This window comes from Pseudomonas sp. AP42 (assembly GCF_001728935.1).
Taxonomy (GTDB): Bacteria; Pseudomonadota; Gammaproteobacteria; order Pseudomonadales; family Pseudomonadaceae; genus Aquipseudomonas; species Aquipseudomonas lactis.
In genome coordinates this window covers 1-22,225 of the sequence record NZ_LYSO01000078.1, presented here as the reverse complement: position 1 = coordinate 22,225, position 22,225 = coordinate 1, and the positions used below count along the sequence as shown (strand labels likewise).

General features: G+C 58.8%; 26 protein-coding genes. 13 read left to right on the top strand and 13 right to left on the bottom strand.

The window, feature by feature from the left end; translation table 11 throughout:
* Positions 1–31: 31 nt before the first annotated feature.
* A complete protein-coding gene (locus A7K61_RS21960; RefSeq protein ID WP_069558370.1) occupies positions 32–676 on the bottom strand; it encodes an ATPase in 645 nt (214 codons plus the stop codon).
* 138 nt (positions 677–814) lie between these two features.
* On the opposite strand from A7K61_RS21960, the gene A7K61_RS21955 reads away from it, so the two are divergent.
* Positions 815–1,081 carry a hypothetical protein gene (locus A7K61_RS21955; protein ID WP_044274108.1) on the top strand — a complete coding sequence of 89 codons (267 nt, stop codon included), beginning with the start codon at positions 815–817 and terminating at the stop codon, positions 1,079–1,081.
* Here the strand turns inward: A7K61_RS21955 and yfcF are convergent.
* A complete protein-coding gene (gene yfcF, locus A7K61_RS21950) occupies positions 1,061–1,693 on the bottom strand; it encodes a glutathione transferase (RefSeq protein ID WP_069558369.1) in 633 nt (210 codons plus the stop codon). The genes A7K61_RS21955 and yfcF overlap by 21 nt on opposite strands.
* Positions 1,694–1,839: 146 nt before the next feature.
* On the opposite strand from yfcF, the gene A7K61_RS21945 reads away from it, so the two are divergent.
* A complete protein-coding gene (locus A7K61_RS21945) occupies positions 1,840–3,279 on the top strand; it encodes a hypothetical protein (RefSeq protein WP_069558368.1) in 1,440 nt (479 codons plus the stop codon).
* A gap of 11 nt (positions 3,280–3,290) precedes the next feature.
* Here the strand turns inward: A7K61_RS21945 and A7K61_RS21940 are convergent, their stop codons facing one another.
* Both A7K61_RS21940 and A7K61_RS21935 read right to left on the bottom strand, forming a co-directional pair.
* A complete protein-coding gene (locus A7K61_RS21940) occupies positions 3,291–4,406 on the bottom strand; it encodes an MFS transporter (protein ID WP_069558367.1) in 1,116 nt (371 codons plus the stop codon).
* A gap of 248 nt (positions 4,407–4,654) precedes the next feature.
* Positions 4,655–5,197 (bottom strand): DUF924 family protein, encoded by a 543-nt coding sequence (locus A7K61_RS21935; protein WP_069558366.1) that lies wholly within the window; start codon positions 5,195–5,197, stop codon positions 4,655–4,657.
* Between the two features lie 62 nt (positions 5,198–5,259).
* Here A7K61_RS21935 and A7K61_RS21930 point away from each other — a divergent pair, with 62 nt between their 5' ends.
* Positions 5,260–6,414 (top strand): DUF1624 domain-containing protein, encoded by a 1,155-nt coding sequence (locus A7K61_RS21930; RefSeq protein WP_047711024.1) that lies wholly within the window; start codon positions 5,260–5,262, stop codon positions 6,412–6,414.
* Between the two features lie 129 nt (positions 6,415–6,543).
* Here the strand turns inward: A7K61_RS21930 and metE are convergent, their stop codons facing one another.
* Positions 6,544–8,832 (bottom strand): 5-methyltetrahydropteroyltriglutamate--homocysteine S-methyltransferase, encoded by a 2,289-nt coding sequence (metE, locus tag A7K61_RS21925; protein WP_069558365.1) that lies wholly within the window; start codon positions 8,830–8,832, stop codon positions 6,544–6,546.
* Positions 8,833–9,178: 346 nt separating this feature from the next.
* Here metE and A7K61_RS21920 point away from each other — a divergent pair, with 346 nt between their 5' ends.
* From A7K61_RS21920 to A7K61_RS21905, 4 genes are all read left to right on the top strand, one after another.
* Positions 9,179–10,276: a carboxynorspermidine decarboxylase gene (locus A7K61_RS21920; RefSeq protein ID WP_032896982.1), complete on the top strand. Its 1,098-nt coding sequence runs from the start codon at positions 9,179–9,181 to the stop codon at positions 10,274–10,276.
* Positions 10,277–10,304: 28 nt separating this feature from the next.
* Positions 10,305–11,549, top strand: coding sequence for a saccharopine dehydrogenase family protein (locus A7K61_RS21915; protein ID WP_032896980.1), 1,245 nt, complete (start codon positions 10,305–10,307; stop codon positions 11,547–11,549).
* A gap of 590 nt (positions 11,550–12,139) precedes the next feature.
* Positions 12,140–12,907, top strand: a complete 768-nt coding sequence (mddA, locus tag A7K61_RS21910) for a methanethiol S-methyltransferase (protein WP_069558364.1) — start codon at positions 12,140–12,142, stop codon at positions 12,905–12,907.
* 390 nt (positions 12,908–13,297) lie between these two features.
* A complete protein-coding gene (locus A7K61_RS21905; RefSeq protein ID WP_069558363.1) occupies positions 13,298–13,621 on the top strand; it encodes a hypothetical protein in 324 nt (107 codons plus the stop codon).
* Positions 13,622–13,724: 103 nt separating this feature from the next.
* On the opposite strand, the gene glsB is transcribed toward A7K61_RS21905, so the two are convergent.
* The 3 genes from glsB to A7K61_RS21890 form a co-directional block, all read right to left on the bottom strand.
* A complete protein-coding gene (gene glsB / locus A7K61_RS21900) occupies positions 13,725–14,633 on the bottom strand; it encodes a glutaminase B (RefSeq protein ID WP_056787397.1) in 909 nt (302 codons plus the stop codon).
* A 55-nt stretch (positions 14,634–14,688) separates the two neighbouring features.
* Positions 14,689–15,033: a hypothetical protein gene (locus A7K61_RS21895; protein ID WP_003191720.1), complete on the bottom strand. Its 345-nt coding sequence runs from the start codon at positions 15,031–15,033 to the stop codon at positions 14,689–14,691.
* Positions 15,034–15,106: 73 nt separating this feature from the next.
* Entirely contained in the window at positions 15,107–15,517 is a 411-nt protein-coding gene (locus A7K61_RS21890; RefSeq protein ID WP_069558362.1) for a hypothetical protein, read from the bottom strand.
* 109 nt (positions 15,518–15,626) lie between these two features.
* Here A7K61_RS21890 and A7K61_RS21885 point away from each other — a divergent pair, with 109 nt between their 5' ends.
* Positions 15,627–16,481: a helix-turn-helix domain-containing protein gene (locus A7K61_RS21885; RefSeq protein ID WP_069558371.1), complete on the top strand. Its 855-nt coding sequence runs from the start codon at positions 15,627–15,629 to the stop codon at positions 16,479–16,481.
* A 33-nt stretch (positions 16,482–16,514) separates the two neighbouring features.
* On the opposite strand, the gene A7K61_RS21880 is transcribed toward A7K61_RS21885, so the two are convergent.
* On the bottom strand, positions 16,515–17,309 hold the full coding sequence (locus tag A7K61_RS21880; protein WP_069558361.1) for a class II aldolase/adducin family protein: 795 nt from the start codon (positions 17,307–17,309) through the stop codon (positions 16,515–16,517).
* A gap of 161 nt (positions 17,310–17,470) precedes the next feature.
* Positions 17,471–17,587 (bottom strand): hypothetical protein, encoded by a 117-nt coding sequence (locus A7K61_RS33870; RefSeq protein ID WP_083263117.1) that lies wholly within the window; start codon positions 17,585–17,587, stop codon positions 17,471–17,473.
* Positions 17,588–17,769: 182 nt separating this feature from the next.
* Here A7K61_RS33870 and A7K61_RS21870 point away from each other — a divergent pair, with 182 nt between their 5' ends.
* Together A7K61_RS21870 and A7K61_RS21865 are read left to right on the top strand one after the other, a co-directional pair.
* The gene (locus A7K61_RS21870) at positions 17,770–18,273 is read left to right on the top strand and encodes a DUF4142 domain-containing protein (protein WP_044274135.1); all 504 of its coding nucleotides are present in this window, start codon (positions 17,770–17,772) and stop codon (positions 18,271–18,273) included.
* Positions 18,274–18,303: 30 nt separating this feature from the next.
* Positions 18,304–18,864, top strand: coding sequence for a type 1 glutamine amidotransferase domain-containing protein (locus A7K61_RS21865; protein ID WP_032896963.1), 561 nt, complete (start codon positions 18,304–18,306; stop codon positions 18,862–18,864).
* A gap of 60 nt (positions 18,865–18,924) precedes the next feature.
* Here A7K61_RS21865 and A7K61_RS21860 read toward each other — a convergent pair whose 3' ends face one another.
* Positions 18,925–19,131 carry a hypothetical protein gene (locus A7K61_RS21860; RefSeq protein WP_032896961.1) on the bottom strand — a complete coding sequence of 69 codons (207 nt, stop codon included), beginning with the start codon at positions 19,129–19,131 and terminating at the stop codon, positions 18,925–18,927.
* A gap of 298 nt (positions 19,132–19,429) precedes the next feature.
* Between A7K61_RS21860 and A7K61_RS21855 the strand changes: the two genes are divergently transcribed.
* The gene (locus tag A7K61_RS21855) at positions 19,430–19,906 is read left to right on the top strand and encodes a hemerythrin domain-containing protein (RefSeq protein WP_069558359.1); all 477 of its coding nucleotides are present in this window, start codon (positions 19,430–19,432) and stop codon (positions 19,904–19,906) included.
* Between the two features lie 31 nt (positions 19,907–19,937).
* Here the strand turns inward: A7K61_RS21855 and A7K61_RS21850 are convergent, their stop codons facing one another.
* Positions 19,938–20,483, bottom strand: coding sequence for a putative natural product biosynthesis protein (locus tag A7K61_RS21850; RefSeq protein WP_069558358.1), 546 nt, complete (start codon positions 20,481–20,483; stop codon positions 19,938–19,940).
* Between the two features lie 62 nt (positions 20,484–20,545).
* The gene (locus A7K61_RS21845) at positions 20,546–20,929 is read right to left on the bottom strand and encodes a DUF2946 domain-containing protein (protein WP_069558357.1); all 384 of its coding nucleotides are present in this window, start codon (positions 20,927–20,929) and stop codon (positions 20,546–20,548) included.
* 181 nt (positions 20,930–21,110) lie between these two features.
* Here A7K61_RS21845 and A7K61_RS21840 point away from each other — a divergent pair, with 181 nt between their 5' ends.
* Positions 21,111–21,719 carry an SCO family protein gene (locus A7K61_RS21840; protein WP_003191741.1) on the top strand — a complete coding sequence of 203 codons (609 nt, stop codon included), beginning with the start codon at positions 21,111–21,113 and terminating at the stop codon, positions 21,717–21,719.
* Positions 21,719–22,201, top strand: coding sequence for a copper chaperone PCu(A)C (locus tag A7K61_RS21835; RefSeq protein WP_069558356.1), 483 nt, complete (start codon positions 21,719–21,721; stop codon positions 22,199–22,201). Before A7K61_RS21840 ends, A7K61_RS21835 begins: the two co-directional genes overlap by 1 nt.
* The last annotated feature ends 24 nt before the right edge of the window (positions 22,202–22,225 follow it).

Genomic DNA, 22,225 nt, shown 5'->3' with positions numbered 1-22,225 from the left:
ATAACCAATAGGGTTCACAACCATTCGCGGGTCAACCTGCGCGAACCAGGGCCTTGAGCGACGCATCGAACTGCTTCAGGGCATCTTGCTGTACATCGCGTTGTTGCTCGATCAGTGCAGCAATCTCCGGGGCCGCCTTGTCGTGCACCCACACGGACGGCACGTGCTTGTCCACCGAGCCTTCGGCCTTGGCGATAAACTGCAGGTTCGCATCAAAGAAGCGTGCGACAAAGCGTGCTTCGACCCGGTCATTACGCTGGGTCAGCAATTGGTTATGGGTATCGAGCACCACCACCACATCCGGGTGCGCCTGCACCAGGGCATCCAGGCTGCTATAAACCGTCACCGAGAAAAAAGTGCCCTGCAACGAGTGCATCAACCAGTCAATCGCCAGTTCCGGATCGGAGCTGTTGACGAACGCCTCGCGAATCCGCCCATCCAGGGCATCCTTGGCGCCGTTCAGCGCCATGGCGTGGTAGCGTTCAAGGTAGCTGAGGTTGTCGCGGGTGTTTTCACTGAACAACACCCCCACCGACTGGCCACGCTGCAGGGAGTCTACGCTACCCACCAGTGGCAGCAAATGGCCTGTACGCACTTCATCGGCCATCGCCGGGGTGGTCATGACCGCGGTGCCCAGCATCAGGGCCATCAAAGCCAACTGGATAATCGTCCTCATCGCGCATTTTCCTTGGGCTGCGTCTCGATGTGCAGATTCTGCGCGTTTGGCGAAAAAACAGAACTTGTGATCCTTGATGGTGACTATCATTTGAACCGATAGTGTCAGGCCGCCCATAAAATCTATAAGGACCCCGCCATGAAGCCCTACCAGAAAATCTTCGATCGTATCCGCGAGGCAGTACTGCCAGAGTTTCGCGAGCGAGTCGCCGACTACCTGGTCGAGTACGAAACCGTGTTGCTGGACTCACACGCCGACGCCGCGCAAAGCAGCGCCAGCGCCCATCAACTGCGCGGCTACTTGCGCGGCTTGAACACCATGCGCGTGCTGGGCATGGCCGATTGGGAAGACCTCGACCGGCGGGTTGCCCAGCATCAGCCACAGCTAGAGCGCGGGCCGTCGTAGCTCAACCCACTCGCGCACTGACGGCCGCTGCCACTGGCGCTGCGCGTAGGCCACCAACTGCGCGGGTACGGCGTCACCGTTGAGGATCAGGCGATTGAGCATCACCGCCAGGTCCACATCGGCAATCGACCACTGGCCGCACAGGTACTCGCGGTTATCCGCCAGTAAGGCTTGCGCGGCGCTGATCAACTTGGTCGCGGCGGCTTGAGCCTCTGCTGACAATGGCGGCCTCTTCTGCCCACAGAACACCACCAGCGTCGAGCGCTCCTGGCGAATCGGCAGCAGGTCGCTGCGCAGCCACGCCTGGACCTGTCGCGCCCTCGCCCGCTGCTGTACATCCGCCGGGTACACACTGGTCTCGGGGTAGGCCTGGTCCAGGTACTCGGTGATGGCCGAAGATTCCGACAGCGCAAAATCACCGTCTACCAGGGTCGGTACTCGCTGGGTCAGGGAGCGCAAGGCGAAATCTGTCGCCTGGTTCTGCCCGGCATCGAGGTCCAGGGTGAGGGTCTCGAACGCCAGGCCTTTTTCGCGCAAGGCGACAAACACCGACATGGCATAAGGGCTGGTAAACAGCGAATCAACGTAGAGGTGCAGCGGGCCTTGGCTCATGGGCAATCTCCTGGGGTGAGCAATAACGCTACGAGATCCGGGCCGATAAAGACAATGCAGGGTTTTTATGGGGGCATTCCTGGCGGGAATAGCGCGGGTAGTGGCAATATTATGGCTACCGCTGATTTTCAAGGAAGGAACAGCACATGAAACAAGCAGTTGTGGTTATCCACGGCATCGGCGAGCAGCGCCCAATGGACACCTTGCGCGGCTTTGTCGAAGCGATGATCCCCACGGACACCCCCGATGGCAAACCTCTGTACTGGAGCAAGCCGGATCGGCTGTCGCGCAACTTCGACCTGCGCGTACTGAAGTCCTCGGGCCGCACCTCTACAGATTTCTATGAGTACTACTGGGCCCACAAGATGCAGGGCACCAAGCTCGGCCATCTGCTGGGCTGGCTGTGGGACATCTTCAAGCGCCCGCGTCGCGACATTCCCGACGCCATCGTGCCGATCTGGCGCAGCACGCGCTGGACGGTGCTGGTATTACTGCTATTGATTGCCAGCGGCGCACTGGCCGCAGCCTGGGGTCAGTTGCCCGCCAACGACAACCCCTTCGCGCTGATCCCCCTGCTGCTCGCGGCCATGGGACTGGGGCTGCGCTATTCGGCGCTGGCGTACCTGGGAGACGCCGCGCGCTACTTAAGCCCCAACCCGCAGAACGTAATGGTGCGCGAGCAGATCCGTGCTGATGGTGTAGACCTGCTGCGCGCCCTGCACAATCAGGGTGACTACGAGCGCATCATCGTCGTGGGCCACAGCTTGGGCAGCGTGATTGCCTACGACATCGTCGGCTACCTCTGGCATGAATACCACGACCAATTGACCCAACTGAACCCCAGCAACCGTGAGCTGGCGGCCCGTTATGCCAACCGCGAACCGCTGCAACCGGTGGTCAAGGAAGCCCTGCCCGCAGCCGGCGCCTTGCTGGACGGCAGCCTGGGCAGCCTGTTGAATTTTCGTCAGCAACAGGCCGAGGCGTTCGTTGAACAGCGCGGCCTGGGCAACCCCTGGCGCATCACCGACCTGGTCACCGTCGGCAGCCCGATGGCCCACGCCAGCCTGTTGCTGGGCCGCAGCGTCAGTGACTTCCAGCAGCGCATGGAGCGCCGCGAAGCCCCAGCCTGCCCCCCTACCCCAGACGCCCTAGGCTACGGCTACAACGCCCGCCAACCGCTGATGCTCGGCCAAAAGCCCTTCACCCCGCACTACCTGCACCACGCCGCAGCCTTTGCCGTCACGCGCTGGACCAACCTGTACTTCCCTGCCCCCTTCGGCGTATTCGGCGACATCGTCGGCGGCCCGGTCAAGCCGGTGATGGGCGGCGGCGTGCTGGACTTGCCGGTGACCGTGGGCAATGGCAAAGGCTGGCTGGCCAGATCCTGGCTCAGCCACACCCATTACTGGAGCGAACGAGGCGGTACACAGGGTTACCTCAGTGCACTGGGCAAGGATGAACAGGCGATCACCCAAGGCCCGCGCCCTTCGGCCACTGAAGCGTTGCGGTGGGCGATTGACCTTAAGGGGGTACGGCGGTTTCGCCGTACGAAGGTAGAGCAGCGGGCGGCGGCGGCAGAAGCCTGAGAGTCCTCCTATCAGTCCTCTTGCACTGACAGGAGAACCGTCAACAACGCCCCCACCCCTAAACTTAAAGCGAGTAAAGCTACGCCCTGCGTGCCAAGAGGAATGAGCAATGACGCCAACGTTCCGAACAGCAGGGCTACCAGCTGTTGTAAAAAACTGAACAGCATCATTGACTCCATTCCAGGGTATTTTTTTACTGCAAGAGACGCGACACAGGGATACATCATTGCCTGGGCATACCAGGCTGCAAAATATGCCAGCACCGTAAATTGGCGATCCAAATATCCAAAAGTTGTAAATAGAAATACTGACGTCGCTACAACCAACACACTACTACCTGTGATTGAAAGTGCATAAACACTCGTAAAATTCAATGCATACCTTACAGTCAGCGCCCCCGAAAAATAGGCGAGCCCTAGCCATACTCCGAGCATTCCGTATTGCACACTTCCCCACCCCAAAAGCACGTCAAAGACAAAGACGCCCACACCTTGATACACGACAAACACCCCATAGCTACATCCACCGACTATGACCGGCAAATAAAAGCTGGGCCGACTGATGATGCCTGCATACCCTGAACAGCTGACGCGACGCGTTCTATCCATGTCCAGAACCGACAAAACCCCTGCTGCCAGCAGCACTAGGACAAGGGTTATAACTGAGCCAAAAACCATGATTACTGCCACTACTTCCCAGCGAAAAAAAGAAATTAAAAAGCCGCCTGCGAGTTGTCCTACCACCAAGGCAAAAACAAATGAATAGGATAAAAAAGACAACTGCTTCGCCAGGCGTGCTCCCGAGTAGATCTCGGTTAACAATGCGCGCCCAATTAAGGCTGCTCCACCACCGCCAATGCCTTGGAGCAGCCTGGAAAGATAAAAACCATCATTATCATGGACCCATATAGATAAAATACTTCCGCTAAAGAAGACGCCACAAAACCCCAGCAGAACGACTGACCGGCCAAAAAATCGAATAAGTTGTACGGCAAAAACCAACGGAACTGCGGTACCGCCCAAATAGATTAGTAAGGCAGTGTAGCCTTCGGCATCACTCATACCGAAAGCATCAACAATATCAGGCGTGACGGGCAAATAAAGCGTCACGCCCAACTGAGCCATCATGGTAGTACTACAGGCTAAAGTCAGCACCCTTACCTTCGACTGCACGTGCCCCCCACCAAACTTAGTTAATTTGGCAGCGATGTTTTAACACGCGAGAGCATTTTACAAGCAGACAAAGTATGGGATTAGCCCCAAAACTTTGTAGGCTATTTCCTCAGGTAACAATGACTACGGTTAAGCTCCATACTAGCCAACGCAACACATCGGGGACCCGTTAAAGGCGCTTGAGCAAGCGCCCCCTCCTGTACCTATCCCGCAAACCCACCCTCATCCAAAAAAACCTGTTCCGCAGCGGTGGTCGTCCTCCCCAACACCCCATTGCGATGCGGAAACCGCCCGAACCGCTCAATGATATCGGCATGCTCCTTGGCCCAGTGATAGGTGCTGTCATCCAGCTGCCGGTTCAGGGCCAGAGACCGTTGCTGGTCCTGCGGATCTTCCGAATGTTCAAAAGGCAAATAGCAGAACGCACGCAATTGAGGTTCAACCTGTTGATCCAACCCCGCGTCCACCATCTTTCGCGCATACAACCGGGCCAGCGGGTCGGTGGCGAACATGTGCGCCGTGCCGCGAAAGGCGTTGCGCGGGTACTGGTCCAGCAGGATCAGTAGCGCCAGCGCGCCATCCGCCGTGGTCAACCAGTCTTCGAGTTCACGCCTCGCCGCCTGCATATGGGTGGCGTGGAAGCTGTCACGAAAGGCTGTATCGAACGCCTCGTCCTTGGCGAACCAGCGCTTGGGCCCCGCCTGTTTCCAGAACGCGATTACGGCTTCGGCCGATTGTGAAGTCATGCTTACCTCGCTTAATGTTATAGAATAACGTCAATATTGTGCCTGCGTGTGATCCTCAACTTATGACTGACGCTATGACTTTACGCAAACGCCTGTTGTCCATCGATGCCCTGCGCGGCCTGGTGATCCTGTTCATGTTGCTGGACCACGTGCGGGAAACCTTCTTGCTGCACCGCCAGGTCAGCGACCCCATGAGCATTGACAGCACCGAGCCAGCGTTGTTTTTCAGCCGCACCCTCGCCCACCTGTGTGCGCCGGTGTTTGTGCTGCTTACCGGATTGTCGGCGTGGCTGTATGGCCAGAAATATCAGGGCCGTCGCGACGTGTCGGCATTTTTGTTCAAGCGCGGGCTGTTCCTGGTGGTGCTGGAGTTCACCCTGGTCAACTTCGCGTGGACCTTCCAACTGCCGCCCAGCGTGATCTATATGCAAGTGATCTGGGCCATCGGCATCAGCATGATCGCCCTTGCCGCGCTGGTCTGGCTGCCGCGCGCCTGGCTGATCGGCGTGGCGCTGGTGATTATCGCCGGGCACAACCTGTTGGATGGGCTGCACTTTGCAGCGGGTTCGATGTGGCATGTGCCGTGGACGATCTTGCATGAACGCAACTGGATTGAAGTGTCTGACAACCTGCGCCTGCGCACCACCTACCCGGTACTGCCATGGATCGGTGTGATTGCCCTGGGCTACGGCCTCGGGCCATGGTTTGCCAATGCCACACTGCCGGCTGTGCGTCAGCGTTATTTGCTGATAGCGGGGGTGGGCGCGTTGGTGGGTTTTGGGCTGTTGCGCGCGCTCAATGGCTACGGCGAGCAGCCTTGGCAGGTGTATGACAGCGGCGTGCTGACGCTGATGAGCTTTTTCAACATCACCAAGTACCCGCCTTCGCTGTTGTTCCTGGCGTTGACCCTGGGGATTGGCTTGCTGTTGCTGCTGGCATTTGAACGCGCCGGGCATAAGCGCTGGATCGGCGTGCTGGCAGTGTTCGGCGCGGCGCCGATGTTCTTTTATCTGTTGCACCTCTACGTATTGAAAATCCTCTATGTCGCCTGCGTTGCGCTGTTTGGCCTCAACCATGGCAATTATTTTGGCTTCGACGGTATCGGTGCGGTGTGGTTGGCAGCGCTGCTGTTGCCGATTGCCCTGTACTTGCCGGTGCGCTGGTTCGCCGGCCTGAAAGCCCGGCGGCGCGACCTGGCGTGGCTCAAATACCTCTGACCTGATGCTGGCAACTGTGGGAGCGGGCTTGCTCGCGAAGGCGGTGCGTCAGCCACTGCTGCTGTGACTGAAAGACCGCCTTCGCGAGCAAGCCCGCTCCCACAGTTTTAACCGCGCCGGGCTCAGGAATCAGGCCAGTTCGGCACGCAGTTGGCGAGCGGCGGTGACCATATGAATGAGCGCCGCCTCGGTCTCCGGCCAGCCGCGCGTCTTCAAGCCGCAATCAGGGTTCACCCATAGACGCTCTGCCGGAATCCGCTTGGCGGCCTTGCGCAGCAAATTGGCCATTTCCGAGGCATCCGGCACCCGTGGCGAGTGGATGTCGTAGACCCCCGGGCCGATCTCATTCGGGTAGGCGAAGGCTTCGAACGCGTCGAGCAGCTCCATGTCCGAGCGTGAGGTTTCGATGGTGATCACGTCGGCATCCATGGCGGCGATGGACTCGATCACGTCGTTGAATTCGCTGTAGCACATGTGGGTGTGGATCTGGGTTTCATCGCCCACGCCACTGGCGCACAGGCGGAACACTTCGGTGGCCCAGTCCAGGTAGTGCTGCCACTGCGCCTGGCGCAACGGCAAGCCTTCACGAAAGGCCGCTTCGTCGATCTGCACGATCTTGATGCCGGCCGCTTCCAGGTCCACCACTTCGTCACGAATCGCCAGGGCCAGTTGCCGGGCCTGCATTTCGCGGCTCAGGTCTTCCCGTGGGAACGACCACATCAGCATGGTCACCGGGCCTGTGAGCATGCCCTTCATCACTTTGTCGGTGAGCCCTTGGGCATAGCGAATCCACTCCACGGTCATGGCGTTCGGGCGGCTCAAGTCGCCGACAATCACCGCGGGTTTCACACAGCGCGAACCATAGCTCTGCACCCAGCCAAACCGGGTGAACGCGTAGCCATCCAGTTGCTCGGCAAAGTACTCGACCATGTCGTTACGCTCGGCTTCACCATGCACCAGCACATCCAGCCCAAGATTTTCCTGCACCTCAACCGCATGCTTGATCTCACTGTGCATGGCTTCGATGTATTCGGCTTCGCTCAACTTGCCAGCCTTATACGACTGGCGCGCCAGGCGGATCGAAGCGGTCTGTGGGAACGAGCCGATGGTGGTGGTCGGGAACAGTGGCAGGTTAAGCCCGGCCCGCTGTTTTTCGATGCGCTGGGCAAATGGCGACTGACGCTGGCTATCCTGGGCAGTGATGGCGGCGACACGGGCCTGAACAGCGGGTTTATGGATACGTGACGATGCAGCACGAGCCCCCTGCACGGCGCGGCTTTCGGCCAGGGCGGCGAGTACGTCAGGTGCTGACGGCTGGTCAACCGCCTTGGCCAGTAGCGCCACTTCCGCGCACTTTTGTACGGCAAAGGCCAGCCAGCTTTTCAGTTCGGCATCCAACTGATCTTCCCGCTCAAGATCCACCGGGCTGTGCAGCAGCGAGCAGGACGGCGCGACCCACAGGCGATCGCCCAATTTCTCATGGGCATGCTGCAAGGTAGCCAGGGCTTTTTCCAGGTCGCAGCGCCACACGTTTCGGCCGTTGACCACACCCAGGGACAGCACCTTGTACGCTGGCAGGCGGTCGAGGATGGTCGGGTACTGGTCCGGTGCACGCACCAGGTCGATATGCAAGCCATCCACCGGCAGGTTGGCGGCCAGGCCGAGGTTTTCTTCCAGGCCGCCGAAGTAAGTGGCCACCAATTTTTTCAGCGGGTCGCGCTGGATCAGGTTATAGGCGCGCTCAAAAGCGTTCTTCCACTCCTGGGGCAGATCAAGCGCCAGGATCGGCTCGTCGATCTGCACCCACTCCACGCCCAATTCGGCCAGGCGCTGGAAGATCTGGCCATACAGCGGCAGCAGTCGCTCGAGCAGGTCGAGCTTGTCGAAGTCAGCGCCCTTGGCCTTGCCCAGCCACAAGTAGGTCAGCGGGCCGATCACCACCGGCTTGACACGGTGCCCCAGGTCGAGCGCTTCCTGGACCTCTTCGAACAGTTGGTCCCACGCCAGGTGGAACTGCTGATCGACGCTGAACTCCGGCACCAGATAGTGATAGTTGGTATCGAAACACTTGGTCATCTCCTGGGCATGGGCACCGCCGCAGCAGCTGTCACTGACGCCACGGGCCATGGCGAACAAGGTATGCAGAGTGGCCTGGCCATCGGCCGGGCGGAACCGCTCAGGGACCACGCCGAACATCAGAGAGTGGGTCAGCACCTGGTCGTACCAGGCAAAATCACCCACCGGCAACAGTTCGATGCCGGCTTGCTGTTGCAGCGCCCAGTGGGTGCTGCGCAAATCACGGCCAACGGCGCGCAGGCCGGCTTCGTCAAGCTCACCCTTCCAGAACGCTTCCTGCGCTTTTTTCAGTTCACGATCGCGTCCAATGCGTGGAAACCCGAGGGAATGAGCGACTGCCATGACTTACAACTCCAATGGTCTGATTGATGGCGGTCATTGTCGGCAGAGGGATGTCTTGAGACAAACTCATTTTGTTCTAGATCATCACAAGATTTGCTCACGTTTAGGTGGACAGGATATTGGCGGCGCTACTGTGGGGGTTTGTGTTGCCAGGGCGGCCGTCATCGCGGCCTCGCTTGGGCTCGAGCGCTCCCACAGTTTGGGCGGGGTGATTCTTATGAACGGTCATACTTACGCCCTATGCTTAACGTGGCGCGCAAAATCCGCCGGCTAACCTTTCGATCTGTTCCAAGTGCGGGCACAATGCGTGTCCTTTTTTGGCAGGCACCGCCGCAGGCTCTCAAAAATGATCAAAACGCCGTACTACCTCATCGATAAACAGAAGCTTCTGGTCAACATGCAGAAGATTGCCTACGTGCGCGAACAGTCTGGCGCCAAGGCTCTGCTGGCGCTCAAGTGCTTTGCCACCTGGTCGGTGTTCGACTTGATGCAGCAATACATGGACGGCACCACCTCGTCGTCGCTGTATGAACTCAAGCTCGGTCGCCAGAAGTTCGAAGGTGAAGCGCACGCCTACAGCGTGGCCTGGGCCGACGATGAAATCGAAGAGATGCTGGAGAACTGCGACAAGATCATCTTCAACTCCATCAGCCAACTGCAGCGTTTTGCCGAACGCAGCGAAGGCAAGACCCGCGGCCTGCGTGTGAACCCACAGGTGAGCAGCTCTGACTACCTGCTGGCCGACCCGGCGCGCCCGTTCAGCCGCCTGGGCGAATGGGACCCGGTGAAAATCGATGGCGTGATCGATCAGATCTCCGGCTTCATGTTCCACAACAACTGCGAGAACGGCGACTTCAGCCTGTTCGACAAGATGCTCGGCACCATCGAAGAACGCTTCGGTGCGCTGTTGCACAAGGTCAAGTGGGTCAGCCTCGGCGGCGGCATCCATTTCACCGGTGAAGGCTATGCGTTGGACGCGTTCTGCGCACGGCTCAAAGCCTTCTCCGAGAAGTACGGTGTGCAGGTCTACCTGGAACCCGGCGAAGCGGCGATCACCAACAGCGCCTCCCTGGAAGTCACCGTGCTCGACACCCTCTACAACGGCAAGAATCTCGCCGTGGTAGACAGCTCCATCGAAGCCCACCTGCTGGACCTGCTGATCTACCGCCTCAACGCCAAACTGGCGCCGAGCGAGGGTGAACACACCTACATGGTGTGCGGCAAATCCTGCCTGGCTGGAGACATCTTCGGCGAGTATCAATTTGATCGTCCGCTGGCCATCGGCGATCGGCTGTCGTTCATCGACACCGCAGGCTACACCATGGTCAAGAAAAACTGGTTCAACGGCCTGAAAATGCCGTCCATCGTAGTGAAACAACTCGACGGTACAGTCGAGGTGGTTCGTGAATTTGGTTACGACGACTACCTGTCCAGCCTGTCCTGAGCTGGCGGATAAAGGAGAGATAAAGCAATTGAAAAAGAACGTTCTTATCATTGGTGCAGGAGGTGTCGCCAAGGTGGTGGCCCACAAGTGCGCGCAGCACAACGACGAACTCGGTCGTATTGCTATCGCGTCGCGCAACATCTCCAAATGCCAGGCCATCATCGACAGCGTCAAGGCCAAGGGTAGCCTCAAGGTTCCCGCCGATATCCAAGCCTTCGCGCTGAACGCCCTGGACGTGGAAGCGACCAAGGCCCTGATCCGCGAGACCGAATCGCAGATCGTCATCAACGTCGGCTCCGCGTTCCTCAACATGTCGGTATTGCGTGCCTGCATCGACACGGGCGTGGCTTACCTCGACACTGCCATCCACGAAGAGCCGGGCAAGGTCTGCGAGACCCCGCCGTGGTACGGCAACTACGAGTGGAACCACCTGCAAGAGTGCAAACAGAAGAACATCACCGCAATCCTTGGCGTGGGCTTCGACCCAGGTGTCGTCAACGCGTATGCCGCGCTGGCGCAGCAACAGCATTTCGACCGCATTGATTCGATCGACATTCTCGACGTCAATGCCGGCTCCCATGGCAAATACTTCGCCACCAATTTCGATCCGGAAATCAACTTCCGCGAATTCACCGGGCAGGTGTGGAGCTGGCAGAACAGCCAGTGGACCAGCAACACCATGTTCGAAGTCAAACGCACCGACGACCTGCCAGTAGTCGGTTCGCAGAACCTCTACCTCACCGGCCACGATGAAGTGCACTCGCTGTCGAAAAACCTCGACGTGCCCAACGTGCGTTTCTGGATGAGCTTCGGCGAACACTACATCAACGTGTTCACCGTGCTGAAAAACCTCGGCCTGCTCTCCGAACAGCCGGTCAAGACGGCCGAAGGCCTGGAAGTGGTGCCGTTGAAAGTGGTCAAGGCCGTGCTGCCCGACCCGTCTTCGCTTGCGCCTGGCTACACCGGCAAGACCTGCATCGGTGACCTGGTCAAAGGCACCAAGGATGGCCAGCCGCGTGAGATGTTCATCTATAACGTGGCTGATCACGAAGAGGCCTATGCCGAGACCGACAGCCAGGGCATCTCCTACACCGCAGGCGTACCACCGGTAGCCGCTGCGCTGCTGGTTGCGCGTGGCGAGTGGGATGTCAAGCACATGGCCAACGTCGAGGAACTGCCGGCTGAGCCGTTCCTCAAGGCGCTGGATGTGATGGGCTTGCCGACTCGGATCAAAGACGAGCACGGTGATCGGGCCTGGGATGCGACGGCCTGATAGGCCATAGCTGACCGAGCAAAAGAATGCGCCCCCAGGGGCGCATTTTTTGTTTGGGCTCACCCACAGTTCAAAGAACAATACAGATTCAAAATGTGGGAGCGGGCTTGCTCGCGAAGGCGGTGTGTCAGTCACTGAGTTTTCAACTGAACCACCGCTTTCGCAGGCAAGCCAGCTCCCACATTGGCCATGTGTTGCCCACAGAATCAGCGCCTGGCACCGATCCCCTGTGGGAGCGGGCTTGCTCGCGAAGGCGGTTTGTCAGTCAATGATTTTTCCACTGAACCACCACCATCGCAGGCAAGCCAGCTCCCACAATGAGTCGCCGGTGTATCCGGGGCTTCGGTTCATTCCAGGTTCCGCGCCGGACTATTCAGCGCCCTTGAGCACTGCAACAGCACCGGGGCTCACATTGGCGCAGGCGTGGCCTGATATAGCCTGTTGGATCGATGAGAACGTCGGTTAAACCACCAATCGCTTCTGAAGAAACTGTCAACTTCAACAGGTTACCGACTCCGTGAATGCCGTTAGTCTGAGCGAGCCAGTCATCGATTGGCTCACCCATTCACCATGTGCGAAAGGAATCGTCCATGAAACGGCAAACCTCTTCAAACACCCTCACGGCACGCTTGGCTGGCCTGGTCTATAGCACCTGCTGCTACCTGGTGTTCTTATTCACCCTGCTGTACATGATGGGCTTCGTAGGGGCTGTGGTCGTGCCCAAACACATCGACTCCGGCGCGCGCATCGACTGGGCGCAGGCACTCATGATCAATGCGTCACTGATCATTGTGTTTGGTGTCCAGCACAGCAGCATGGCGCGTAAACGCTTCAAGCGCTGGCTGGCAGTCTTCGCCCCGGCAGCGGTGGAGCGTTCCAGCTATGTGCTGCTCTCCAGCCTGATGCTCGCGCTGCTGTTCTGGCAGTGGCGGCCTATTACGCACACCGTTTGGGCGGTTGACGCCGCCTGGGCCAAGGCACTGCTGACCGGCCTGTTCTGGCTGGGCTGGGGCATCGTGGTGCTGGCAACTTTCTTGATCAGTCACTTCGAGTTGTTCGGGCTGAAGCAGGCCATTGATCGCTGGCGCAACGCCCCACCCTCAGGCCTGACATTCCGGACGCCGCTGCTCTACAAAGTCGTGCGTCATCCGCTGTACCTAGGCTTCCTGATCGCCTTTTGGGCAACGCCGCATATGACCGTTGGGCATCTGCTGTTTGCGCTGGGGATGTCGGTGTATCTCTTCATCGGCGCCAGCTTCGAAGAACGGGATTTGGTGGCGCTGTTTGGTGAGCGTTATCGGCGTTATCAGCGTGAGGTGGGCATGGTCGTGCCACGCCTCAACAAACCCCGCCAATAACCCACTGTAGGAGCGAGCTTGCTCGCGAAGATCGTCAACGATGACGCGGGCAACCTGGATGACCGCAGGGCCTGGGCGTTTTTCGCGAGCAAGCTCGCTCCTACAGTGACCGTTCCCAAGCTCTGCATGCCCGGGCGCTCTGCGTCAGGCTGTGCCAGGTGACGCCGAGCGTCACTGCATGCATTACCACGCAGAGCGTGGGACCGACCGAATAGCGGCATCTACACACTGAAATATGCCACGCAAGCATTCAGTAAAGGGAGCCGGAAGGGGATTCTTATGAAGTAACGTTATAAAAAACTGTCATTTCCTACAGGTTCTCGTAAGAGAACTTTCACTCAGTATGACTGCGTATCACTTTACTCTCTCGCTACTTATCAGGAAATGCCCATGACCTACTCTCTATCCGGAAACTACGACGGCGGATCCAGTAACGTATTCCGTCTGACTATTAAAAAGTTCGATCAGTTAGCAGGTTCCTTCAGTGGAGAATTTCATTATTTGCTTACCGGCATATCGGAGCCCGTCAGTGGCCACTATCACCTTTACGGAGATGGTCGAGACGAGACCGTGCTCTGGTTTGAAACCAGTGGCGGTTCGTGGCGTTGGGAAGCGGATTACGTTAACGGCTCCCCCTCTTTTGAGAAATGGACAGCCAAACGCACGTCCAGTACCGGCGACATCGAAACTGAATTCTTCAAAGAGACCGCCTAATTTATGACAACCTAGACTGAACGAGATGAAGTTTGGTGCACTGCGTTTTGAGCGCCGATTCGACTTCAGTCTGATGCTCGTCCCCATGCCCGTGGGAATGATCTCAAAAAACCGACCACCCAATCCGCTCACTCAACAACTCCAACGCCTTCATCCCCGCCAGCGAATTGCCCGCTGCGTTCAACTCCGGCGACCACACGCACACTGTGAACTGCCCCGGCACTACCGCGACGATCCCGCCGCCGACCCCGCTCTTGCCCGGCAGGCCCACGCGGTAGGCAAAATTGCCCGCCTCGTCATACAGCCCGCTGGTGGCCATGATCGAGTTCACTTGCTTGGTCTGGCGCGCCGTCAGCACTTGCTCGCCACTGTGGGCACTCACGCCTTCGTTGGCCAGAAAGCTGAACGCTCGGGCCAGGTCCAGGCAGCTCATCTGCAACGCGCAATAGTTGAAGTAGCTGTGCAGCACTGCGTCCACATCGTTATGAAAATTGCCGAACGACTTCATCAGGTAGGCCATGGCCGCATTGCGCGCACCGTGCTGGGCTTCCGATTCGGCCACGACGCTGTTGACCAGGATCTGCGGGTTGCCCGACAGGCGCCGCACAAAATCGCGCATCGACAGAATCGGCACGGCGAAGCGTGACTGGTTGATGTCGCAGATCACCAGCGCGCCAGCATTGATAAAGGGATTGCGCGGGCGTCCACGCTCGAACTCCAGTTGCACCATGGAGTTGAACGGCTGCCCCGAGGGCTCATGGCCCAGGCGCTCCCAGATGGTTTCGCCACCATGGTCGATAGCCTGCACCAGGCTGAAGACCTTGGAAATGCTCTGCACCGAAAACAGCGTGTCGGCATCCCCGGCGCAGTAGGCCGTGCCGTCGTTGCCGTAGACCGCAATGCCAAGTTGGTGGGCGGGCACGTCGGCCAGCGCGGGAATGTAATCGGCAACTTTGCCGAGGCCGATCAAGGGGCGCACTTCGTCGAGGATCGACTCCAGCAGCGCCTGCATAGCTTGTCCTGTCATCTTTGTTTGAATCAGTGATAAACGAGGCGCGGAGGATACTTCAGTGGGCGCGCAACACCCACACAATCTCTACCACCCGCTCGGCAACCACCACGTAGATCAGGATCAATAACAGTTGCAACGCCAAGTGATAACGCAACTTGGCCAGCCGGCGAATGCCGTCGCTGACGTTCAACAACATCAGCAGCGTCGACAGCACAATCAAGCCCCACCCCGCGACGCTGGAAGCAAACAGACCGATCAGCAAATCGTGCGGCCCCACCAGCGCGTTGGTCCCCGCCGCAAACAACAGCGCGCAGACCAACAGGTTCTTGACGTTGTCGAAAATCTGCGTGCTCAAATCGTTTTCCAGCAATGCCAGATACCGCGTCCATAACGTGCGCATGCTTGAGTACCGAGTGGGAAGGCTCGTCAATCAAGGTAGTTCAATTGTGGACGCTGTCGAGCTCTGGCCAGGCTTAGAAATGCGCCACATCCGACACTTCTGGGTCCAGCACATCCTCGGCCAGCGCCCAGGCGCGGTTCTCGGACTCCACCACCAGCAGCGGGTAGCCCCAGGCCTTGCCGAACGTCACGGCGAAGGGCTTGAGAGCCAGGCGCTTGGCGGCGCTGGGCTCCACCTGGATCATGCCTTTGACATAGGCGCGCAAGGCCGCTTTGTTTTTCTTCATCCAGATAGAGGCGCGCTTGCGCTCTTCGTGGGCGTGTTCGTGATTGTTTTCATCCACGGCTTTTTCGTGCAGCAGCAAGAAGGGCTGCTCACGGGCCAACAAATGCTCGAAGGTCAGTAAGGCATCTTCCGGCCCGCCGTCGTCAGGCGCGTCGAAAAAGATTTTCACCACGGGGAAAGTTGAACTGTCGAGTCGCATGGCAAAGCTCCTTGGATGAGATTGGTTCTCATCATAGAGCGCGGGACGCTGGACAGCATTGCACACAATAGCCAGAATGTTTCGCAATCCAGCCAAGGCAGTTGCCACCATGGTTCATCACCGCCTCGACCAGTACGACCCCTACCGGGTTCGCGACGCCGCCGCCATCCCTCGCTCGATAGTGGCCGTGGGCGCCTCGAGTACCTCCGAGCGCTGGGAACATACCCCTCACCACCATCAACACGGGCAATTGATCTATACCTTGCGCGGCGTGGTGCATTGTGTGATCGAGGCGGGTATCTGGATCGTGCCGCCGCAATGCGCGTTGTGGATTCCCGGCGGTGTGACCCACGCGGCCCGTGGCGCTGGCGAAGCAGACGTGTATTGCCTGTTGATCAACCCGGACGCTGCCAGCGCCCTGCCCCGGCAATGTTGCACGCTGTCGGTGTCGCCATTACTGCACGAATTGATCGGCAAGGCGGTGAGTTTCCCGCAGCTCTACGACGAAGACGGCGCACAGGGCCGGCTGGTGGCGACGTTACTCGATGAGTTGGCCCAGGCCCCCATCGAAGCGCTGCATTTGCCCATGCCCCAAGACCCTCGCTTGCATCGGCTGGCCAACTGCTTATTGGCCAACCCCGGCGACAAATCCACCTTGGGCGAATGGGCCATGCGCATCGGCATGAGCGAACGCAGCATGACTCGCCTGCTGCTGGAAGAAATCGGCCTGAGCTTCGGTCGCTGGCGCCGGCAGTTGCATGTAATCCTTTCACTCCAGCGCCTGGCCAACGGCGAAAGCGTGCAGAGCGTGGCGCTGGATTTGGGTTATGAAAATGCCAGCGGGTTTATCACCATGTTCCGCAAGGCCATGGGTCAGCCGCCGGCGCGTTACCTGGCGGACCGCACGGGCGCGCCGAGCCCGGCAGCGCAACCCAGCATTGCGATGCGCGAGGCTGTTAATTAAATATTATTTAGAGCAAGCCCCCTCCTACACCACTCAGTTTTTGTAGTCGGTGTCTGTTCGCTCAAGCTGACGCACCAGCGCATTCCAATGTCGCGCCACGCCTGGGCCTTCACCGTTGCTGAATACCTTGGCCTGCTGCTCAACTTTGGCCACCACCTCTGCCGGTGGGAAGATCAACTCGGCATTCCCCGCCGCCTGTGCCGCGATCTGGATATTGCAGGCCCGCTCCAGGCTTTGTAGTTGCTGGAAGGCATGCTCGACGCTGACGCCGCCCGTCAACAAGCCGTGGTTACGCAGGATCATCACACTCTTGTCGCCCAGATCCGCCACTAGCCGTTCACGCTCATCCAGGTCCAGGGCCACGCCCTCGTAACCGTGGTAAGCCACACGCCCCGAGAACGCGATAGCGTGCTGGGAGATGGGCAACAGCCCCTGCTTTTGCGCCGACACCGCAATACCATCGCGGGTGTGGGTGTGCAGCACCGCTTGCAAGTCATGGCGTGCGCCGTGGATGGCGCTGTGGATCACGTAGCCGGCGTAGTTGATCCCCAGGCCCGTGGGGTCATCGACGATGGTGCCGTCCAGATCGACTTTGACCAGGTTGGAAGCGCTGATTTCGTCGAACAACATCCCGAAAGCATTGATCAGGAAATGCGCCTCGGGCCCTGGCACCCGCGCCGAGAAATGCGTGTAGATATGATCGGTCCACTTGTGTAACGCCGCCAGTCGGTAGGCTGCGGCCAGCTTGACCCGTACCTCCCACTCTTGCGGTGTGACCCGCTGGCGCACATTGCTGGAAACACTGGAAATCGGCGTGACGCTGCTCATGACAAATCTTCCTGGATGGCCTAAGGGGGCTTACAGGCAAGACTAGGGGATGGTCATAAATAATAAAAAGCACATTTTAATCTAAGCTAATTATTATTTTTATTTATAAACAACACCTACGAGTATGAGCCGTTTTGGCTGGAGGCGAGGCGGCCACTCCTTTACTGGACTGCATGCGTCACAACCGTGATTGCGTCTGCGACGGTGATGAGATGACTTGCCATGTCATTGGGTATTTCGATGCCAAATTCATCCTCGATCGTTATGACGAGTTCCATAAGATCCACGGACTCGGCGCCCAGGGCATCAACAAAGGATTTGTCACCCAGAATCTGCGCTTTGATCGCTCAATTGCCCCCTCACCACTGGGCAAAAAAGCGCAAAAAATTTTAAACCTTTTACGCCCCTCTCCATTCAACAGTCAGGTAACGGCATCCCGCCATTTCCAAGGAGAGACACCATGAAAACTCGACTGATGAAACCGATGGGCCTTACCTTCATGCTGATCGCAGGCTCGATGTCCACCGCGATGGCGGCGACCTCCAACGACTTCGTCGACAACGCCGCCGAGGGCGGTATCACCGAGGTGGAAGCGGGCAAGCTGGCCCTGGAAAAAAGCAGCTCGGCGGACGTAAAAACCTTCGCCCAGCATATGGTCACCGACCACACCAAAGCCAATCAGGAATTGATGGCCCTGGCGAAAAAACTCGATATCGAAGTCCCCGATGACGCCGCGCTCACCGACCAGGCCAAGAAAGCCATTCTGGAAATGCGCGATGAATCGTTCGACAAGGCCTACGCCAACAACCAGGTGGCGGCCCATGAAAAAACCGTCGAACTGTTCAAGAAAGAAGCGGCCTCCTCGGACAATCCCGAGCTGAAAGCCTTCGCCACCAAGACCCTGCCTACCCTTGAAGCCCACCTGAAAATGGCCAAGGAACTGCAAACCAAATACGCCCATTAATCGATCCATGACCCAAGGAGACACTCGACCATGAGCTCGCAACTCAACGGCAAGCACATCCTCGTCATCACCTCCAACACAGGCATTGAGCGCGACGAGCTGCTCAAGCCGCTGGAGACACTGCGTGGCTACGGCGCGACCGTGACGCACGCCTCCAGCAAAGGCGGCACTACCCAGACATTTGTCGGCGACACGGAAAAAGACCAGACCGTGGAATCAGACGTGCAACTGTCGGATGTGGTCAGCGCCGATTTCGATGCGCTGGTCATCCCGGGCGGCACGGTGAATGCCGATACACTGCGCCAGGATGCCGCCGCGCTGCGCTTGATCAATGAATTCGTGCAGGCCGGCAAGACCATCGCGGCGATCTGCCACGGGCCATGGACGCTGATTGACGCCGGGGTGGTCAAGGGCAAAACCCTGACCGCCTATAAAAGCGTGCGCATCGACCTTGAAAACGCCGGCGCTGCCAGCGTGGTGGATGCCGAGGTTAAAGAGTGCCAGGCCAATGGCTGGACCTTGATCACCTCGCGCACGCCCGACGATCTGCCGGCGTTCAATGAGGCGATTGCCAACGCCGTCGGCGGTTGATCGGTTTAGCGCAATGAAAACAGGCGCCCCATGGGCGCCTGTTTTTTATCACTCACCGCTTCAGCTCTTACGCTGCTGCGCCATCTCACGCTTGGGCCCGAACATCGCCCACGCAATCAGCCCCAGCAGCGGCACGAACACCAGCACCACCACCCACAACCCCTTGGTCTCCCATCCGCCAGTGCTGCGCAAAACGATGTTGATCGCCCAGAGTTCCAAGAGCAGCAGAATCACCGCCAATACGATCCAGATATATTCTATTTGCATGATTCACCTCCTGAAGTCTATGCGTTAGGTCAAGCGGATGCGCCAAGGGTTCCATTGGATTTTCAAGCCACGCTTTAAGGCCTGCGCCGTTGCGCTGGAGCGTCAGCGCCGGTTGGGCGTTGTGCAATGTCGCCGCAACCCGACCATGCAAGCTGCACGACAGCAAAGCGCACAAGCAAACTCAACCAATTGATTTTAAAAATTTTTTCATATCCGAAAAATTGGTACGCCTGATGCAACACCCCTCACCACGAGGCGTGCGCTTCGACACGCCCGAACACCATCCGTGAGGTTTTATATGAATGCCATCGACCTTCTCAAAGCCGACCATGAACGCGTCAAGACCCTGCTGACCCAGTTGAGCGAATCCACTGAACGCGGGGTAAAAAAACGTACCGAGTTGCTGGCCAAACTCGAAATGGAAATCACCCTGCACACCCAGCTCGAAGAAGAGATTCTCTACCCCGCGTTCAGAAAAGCCGGGGGCAAGGAGCAGGACATCATGTACCACGAAGCCAAGGAGGAGCACCGTACCGTCGACTCGCTGGTACTGCCGGACTTGAAGAAAACCGACCCATCGTCCACCGAGTTTTCCGGTCGCGTCAAAGTGGTCAAGGAGCTGCTTGAACACCATATCGAAGAGGAAGAAACCGAGATGTTCCCACAAGCTAAAAAGCTCTTGGGTAAAGCCCTTCTCGAGGAGTTGGGGGCTGAGATGGAAGCGATGAAGGCCGCGCACAAAAAAACCATGGCGGGAAAACCCCTGGCGGCGTGATGGCCTTCGGCTCGCTATCAGGTTCGGCGCTTCATGGCACCCGCAGCCAGCCGCTGAAGGTGCCTTGCGCATTCAATGGGCACCAGGCGAAATCCCAGGCGGGCGCCGGCAATGCCGGCTGCTGCGTGGCTATCGAAGGGTGGCCCTTCCAATCGAACAGGGTGCAATCGCGCCAGCTCAGAACAATGCCTGCCGCCGGGCTGTCGTCCGTGAGCACCCAACGCGCAGCGGCGGCGGCCATGAAGGCTTCGATCGGTTCGTCATCGATCTGCGTGCGGTACGCCGAACTCAGTAACCAGCGGCATACGTTCAGATGGTAGGTCCAGTCCAGCGGCGGCTGGTTGCGATAGGCCCAAGTCATGAAGGCGCGAAACAGGTTCAAGCCCTCCGGTGGGTCGAGCTTGAGCAGCGCCGGGCAGATATCAAACAAGCTATGCCAATGAGGCAGCAGGCGCGCGTCCAGGTGCACGAAACAGCGCGAATTGCTCGGGTAATCAGGCAGCGCCGGCTGCGCACGCAGGCGCCGCGACGTCTTGCTGACCAGGCGGCTGGCGCCGGCAGGCAATTGAGGGTTCATAAAACGTACTCACCATCGTGACGAGAGAATGCCTCCTGGTGACAGGAAGCCCAAGGCACACGTCAGGATGCGGGAGAAGCGCGAGGGTTGGCCGAAGGCCAGGAATAGCGCGGAGGCGCCTTGTTGCGCCGTTCATGGGCGACACGTGGGGTGTGCGTAAGACCGAGCAGCCAGGCCAGGCCGATCAGGAACACCAGGGCGACGGTAACCGCGTTGCACACCGGGCAGGCAAAGTAGTTCGAGATGTTGCTGGAAGTCGGGGTTGCCAACCCTTTGTCGGAAATGGGCGACTGGCCGCCGTCCACCGAACAGAACAGCCCGCCGATGCCATTGAGCTGCTGGCCCATCATCTGGCCATGCCCCAAACCGCAGGCGAACAGGTTCATCAGCACGCAGAAGTACAGGGCCCAGGCGATCAGTGAGCGGTCAGAGTGGCGCAATTTCATGGCGGCGACTCTACCACCGAAGCCACAAAAGCACGAAATGCGCCGCGCCCCTGTGGCAGAACGTCGCAGATTACGCGCACGGGCCAGGGTTGCTAGACTCTGCACCCTTCTCGTTACTCCTTTTCAAAGCCTGGTGGGGCAGCTCTACTGCCTTGCAGGCGTTTCACAGGATGCACAGTTGATGAGTACGTTATTCACCCGCCGCAAAGTGCTGACCGGCATGGGCCTGTTGGGCCTGGGCAGCCTGCTGGGCGGCTGTGACTACAGCCCCAAGCTGAACTTCAAGTACGGCAAGGACCTCAGTGACAAGATCATGGGCCGCACTTTCAAGCTCAAGAATACTGACGGCGAAACAGTCACCTTGAGCTCGTACCGCGGCCTGATGCCGGTGGTGTTCTTCGGCTTCACCCAGTGCCCGGCCGTCTGCCCGACCGCCCTGGCCCGCGCCGCCCAGGCCAAGAAACTGATGGGCCGCGATGGCAAGATCATGCAGGTGGTGTTCATCACCCTGGACCCCGAGCGCGACACCCCCGAGATTCTCAACAATTACGTCAAGGCCTTCGACCCCAGCTTCGAAGCGCTCTACGGCACCCCGGAAGAAATCGCCGTGGCCGCCAAGGAGTTCGGGATCTTTTATGAAAAGATCCCCGCCGGCGACACCTACACCCTCTCCCACACCGCCACCAGTTTCGTGTTCGACACCCGTGGCAACCTGCGCCTTGGCTTGCAGGCATCCCTTACCGCTCAAGAGTGCGCAGAAGACCTGCTCACCGTCATGGAGGTCTGCTAATGACTGCCGTTCAACACCTCAAGCGTCTCACCCTCGGCCTCACCCTGCTGGGCCTCGCCGCCCACGCCAGCGCCCAAGTACAAGTGACCGACGCCTGGGTTCGCGCCTCCGTACCGGGCCAGCCATCCAGCGGTGCCTTCATGACCCTCACCGCCGACAGCGACAGCAAATTGCTGAGCGTGGCATCGCCAGTGGCCAAGGACGTGCAGATTCACGAGATGAGCATGAAGGACGACGTGATGCGCATGGGCCCGGTGGATGCGGTGGCCCTGCCGGCAGGAAAAGCCGTCAAGCTCGACCCGAACGGCTACCACGTGATGCTGATGGGCCTGACTGGCCAGATCAAGGAAGGCGACCAGGTGCCGCTGACCCTGACGGTGCAAGATACCAAGGGTGAAAAGCAGGCTGTCGAAGTGAAGGCAACGGCGCGTGGCTTGGATGGCATGGACCATAGCAAGATGGACCATAGCAAGATGCATTGAGTAGGCCGCTTCTTCTCCCACGTC

Bases quoted from the DNA above. Each gene is read 5' to 3' on its own strand.
- A7K61_RS21960 (WP_069558370.1), bottom strand. From the start codon at position 676: ATGAGGACGATTATCCAGTTGGCTTTGATGGCCCTGATGCTGGGCACC.
- A7K61_RS21955 (WP_044274108.1), top strand. From the start codon at position 815: ATGAAGCCCTACCAGAAAATCTTCGATCGTATCCGCGAGGCAGTACTG.
- yfcF (WP_069558369.1), bottom strand. From the start codon at position 1,693: ATGAGCCAAGGCCCGCTGCACCTCTACGTTGATTCGCTGTTTACCAGC.
- A7K61_RS21945 (WP_069558368.1), top strand. From the start codon at position 1,840: ATGAAACAAGCAGTTGTGGTTATCCACGGCATCGGCGAGCAGCGCCCA.
- A7K61_RS21940 (WP_069558367.1), bottom strand. From the start codon at position 4,406: ATGATGGCTCAGTTGGGCGTGACGCTTTATTTGCCCGTCACGCCTGAT.
- A7K61_RS21935 (WP_069558366.1), bottom strand. From the start codon at position 5,197: ATGACTTCACAATCGGCCGAAGCCGTAATCGCGTTCTGGAAACAGGCG.
- A7K61_RS21930 (WP_047711024.1), top strand. From the start codon at position 5,260: ATGACTGACGCTATGACTTTACGCAAACGCCTGTTGTCCATCGATGCC.
- metE (WP_069558365.1), bottom strand. From the start codon at position 8,832: ATGGCAGTCGCTCATTCCCTCGGGTTTCCACGCATTGGACGCGATCGT.
- A7K61_RS21920 (WP_032896982.1), top strand. From the start codon at position 9,179: ATGATCAAAACGCCGTACTACCTCATCGATAAACAGAAGCTTCTGGTC.
- mddA (WP_069558364.1), top strand. From the start codon at position 12,140: ATGAAACGGCAAACCTCTTCAAACACCCTCACGGCACGCTTGGCTGGC.
- A7K61_RS21905 (WP_069558363.1), top strand. From the start codon at position 13,298: ATGACCTACTCTCTATCCGGAAACTACGACGGCGGATCCAGTAACGTA.
- glsB (WP_056787397.1), bottom strand. From the start codon at position 14,633: ATGCAGGCGCTGCTGGAGTCGATCCTCGACGAAGTGCGCCCCTTGATC.
- A7K61_RS21895 (WP_003191720.1), bottom strand. From the start codon at position 15,033: ATGCGCACGTTATGGACGCGGTATCTGGCATTGCTGGAAAACGATTTG.
- A7K61_RS21890 (WP_069558362.1), bottom strand. From the start codon at position 15,517: ATGCGACTCGACAGTTCAACTTTCCCCGTGGTGAAAATCTTTTTCGAC.
- A7K61_RS21885 (WP_069558371.1), top strand. From the start codon at position 15,627: ATGGTTCATCACCGCCTCGACCAGTACGACCCCTACCGGGTTCGCGAC.
- A7K61_RS21880 (WP_069558361.1), bottom strand. From the start codon at position 17,309: ATGAGCAGCGTCACGCCGATTTCCAGTGTTTCCAGCAATGTGCGCCAG.
- A7K61_RS33870 (WP_083263117.1), bottom strand. From the start codon at position 17,587: ATGGAACTCGTCATAACGATCGAGGATGAATTTGGCATCGAAATACCC.
- A7K61_RS21870 (WP_044274135.1), top strand. From the start codon at position 17,770: ATGAAAACTCGACTGATGAAACCGATGGGCCTTACCTTCATGCTGATC.
- A7K61_RS21865 (WP_032896963.1), top strand. From the start codon at position 18,304: ATGAGCTCGCAACTCAACGGCAAGCACATCCTCGTCATCACCTCCAAC.
- A7K61_RS21860 (WP_032896961.1), bottom strand. From the start codon at position 19,131: ATGCAAATAGAATATATCTGGATCGTATTGGCGGTGATTCTGCTGCTC.
- A7K61_RS21855 (WP_069558359.1), top strand. From the start codon at position 19,430: ATGAATGCCATCGACCTTCTCAAAGCCGACCATGAACGCGTCAAGACC.
- A7K61_RS21850 (WP_069558358.1), bottom strand. From the start codon at position 20,483: ATGAACCCTCAATTGCCTGCCGGCGCCAGCCGCCTGGTCAGCAAGACG.
- A7K61_RS21845 (WP_069558357.1), bottom strand. From the start codon at position 20,929: ATGAAATTGCGCCACTCTGACCGCTCACTGATCGCCTGGGCCCTGTAC.
- A7K61_RS21840 (WP_003191741.1), top strand. From the start codon at position 21,111: ATGAGTACGTTATTCACCCGCCGCAAAGTGCTGACCGGCATGGGCCTG.
- A7K61_RS21835 (WP_069558356.1), top strand. From the start codon at position 21,719: ATGACTGCCGTTCAACACCTCAAGCGTCTCACCCTCGGCCTCACCCTG.